Genomic DNA, 2,092 nt, shown 5'->3' with positions numbered 1-2,092 from the left:
ATCATGCGCTCCGTCTATCAAACGGAGCAGCCCCTTCCAACTAAGCACGTGGTCCCACAATCGGGGTCCATTTCACCCAGAGGAGCAGAATGAGTTTCTTGCGCTTGGTCCACACTTACCTGAGCTCTGGCAGCGGCCTGATGTGAGCCGGGCAGATAAGAAGCAGTTATTACGAACACTGATTGACAAGGTTGTTCTCCACCGCATCACGCGCGATCGAATCGCGGTTCGGATCGTCTGGCGCGGTGGCGAGATTTCCGAATTGGAAGTCGAGCCGAGGGTCCATGCACTGCATGCTCTAACTCGAGGGGCTGAGATGCAAGCACGTATCCTTGAGTTGGCCCACCAGGGTTTCGATGATGCCGAGATCGCCAATACCCTGACACAGGAGGGGCACCGCTCACCGCGCCGAAATTATGTTCCAGTACGAACCGTTCAGATCGTCCGGCAGCGCCATCGCGTACTACAGAACGCCGTCGCAACGCGTGCCCGTCACATTGCGGGCTGGCTGCCGGTAACCGCAATGGCAAAGCGTTTGGGAGTTTCGAGCTCTTGGATCAAGCAACGTATCCGCAGTGGCATCATCAACGTCCAGCGCGATCCCTGGGACAAGCGATTCCTTTTTCCTGATACAGAAGCCAGCATTGCTGCGCTGCGCGAGCTTAAGACAGGAGCTCGAGATCATCTCGTTTTCGACCCGAGAGCAAAACAAATGAAGGTATCAACATGACTGATCGTAAAGCCGCTCGCCATCCGCAATGAGCACGCCGAATACCGAGCACAGTTCGAGCAGCTGATGCCAGTCCCGGTTATTGCGGGCCAAGCGCGACGCATCGAGACTCACCACAAGACCCGCGTTGCCAAGGCCGATCTCGGCAATAAGCTTCTGGAAGCCATGACGATCCACGCCGCCAGCACCGGATTTGCCCAGATCCTCGTCAATGACCTGCACGCGCTCGGGCGGCCAGCCCAGACCAATGGCGCGATCAACAAGGCGGTACTGTAGCTCGGTGCTCTCCTGGTGCTGGCGCACCTGGTTCACGGATGACTGCCGCACGTAGACATAAGCCAACTTGGCACGGTGCGCGTTTGTGAGCCGCTCGTCAGCGACGTTCAAGCTGATCAGCACGACCCAGTCTCCTTCCGGGCGTGCCGGGGATCGCTTGCATTCGCCGCATCAGCGCGGCGATCGTTTGAGCAATCTGGGTTTGCGTCGCGGTCGACAGATTCGGCCATAGGCGCGGAATGTCGGTCGTTGGACGGCCGGGTGGAGTTGCTAACGTCGGCAGGGGTCGATACGCAACGCGACCCGGAAGCGGTCGGTGGGTCATCGCGAATCACCTTCTCGTCGAGAAGGCTCAGACTCGCGCTCAAATGTTGCATCAATGGGATCAGCGTCCGTGCACTGATGCGCGGCAGATCGGCCGCGTTCGGGTGGCAAGTGATCGGCGTCTCGGCAAGATCGGTCGACGCGACCCGAACCGCCCGCCGCCGACCGTCCGGCAGCGCGACGACGACGTAGGCAGGACCGCGCCCCGACCGCTCCTTCAGCACCTCAAGCCGGTGCCCGAACAGGAAATGATGCGGGTCAGTGATCGTGACGTGAGACATGACCCGCTCAAGAATAGGGGTACTCTGTCGTGTTCGGCGACCCCACCTACGCCGACGCCGTCCTCGATCGCCTCGTCCACAACGCCCATCGGCTCGATCTCTCCGGCGAAAGCTTGCGCCGAACCCGGCAATCCGCCCGAAAGGCCTGAGCCCGTAGCGCTGTGGACATGCCGCTTCGCTTGACAACGCCAAGGCGTTGCCCACATGCCCACAGCAACCGCAGCAGAAAAAACAGATTCAAGCCGCGATTCCAGATTGACCACGCGGCTTGACCGATGCCAGAGAACCAATCGGCCAGAACGCCTCGCCCCGGGCGAGATCAAATCGGAGAGGTGGGCGACATCGTCTCGGAATCCCCGGGCGACTTCAAATCGGTACACCCGGGCGACTTCGTCGGAATCCGCACCTGAACATGTGATGACGCGCGATCCTCTCGGCGAAAACCGCTGGCAATGCGATGGGCTCGGCGACGAGGATTCCC

General features: G+C 60.4%; 2 protein-coding genes and 2 pseudogenes. 2 read left to right on the top strand and 2 right to left on the bottom strand.

Going from position 1 to position 2,092, the window contains the following annotated elements; translation table 11 throughout:
- Window positions 1-730, top strand: a pseudogene (locus AAFX91_RS41110) (hypothetical protein); the annotation flags it as partial.
- On the opposite strand, the gene AAFX91_RS41105 reads toward AAFX91_RS41110, so the two are convergent.
- Together AAFX91_RS41105 and AAFX91_RS41100 are read right to left on the bottom strand one after the other, a co-directional pair.
- Window positions 722-1,129, bottom strand: a complete 408-nt coding sequence (locus AAFX91_RS41105) for a recombinase family protein (protein ID WP_394570282.1) — start codon at window positions 1,127-1,129, stop codon at window positions 722-724. The pseudogene AAFX91_RS41110 and the gene AAFX91_RS41105 overlap by 9 nt on opposite strands.
- Complete coding sequence (locus tag AAFX91_RS41100) at window positions 1,123-1,611, bottom strand: hypothetical protein (protein ID WP_207231195.1); 489 nt, start codon at window positions 1,609-1,611, stop codon at window positions 1,123-1,125. Before AAFX91_RS41100 ends, AAFX91_RS41105 begins: the two co-directional genes overlap by 7 nt.
- Before the next feature lie 29 nt (window positions 1,612-1,640).
- Here AAFX91_RS41100 and AAFX91_RS41095 point away from each other — a divergent pair.
- Window positions 1,641-1,760 (top strand): annotated as a pseudogene (locus AAFX91_RS41095) (ATP-binding protein); the annotation flags it as partial.
- Window positions 1,761-2,092: the final 332 nt, after the last annotated feature.

This window comes from Bradyrhizobium sp. 31Argb, from assembly GCF_043638955.1.
Lineage (GTDB): Bacteria > Pseudomonadota > Alphaproteobacteria > Rhizobiales > Xanthobacteraceae > Bradyrhizobium.
Note: the sequence above shows the minus strand (reverse complement) of the source record. Positions and strands in the feature narration are given on the sequence as shown.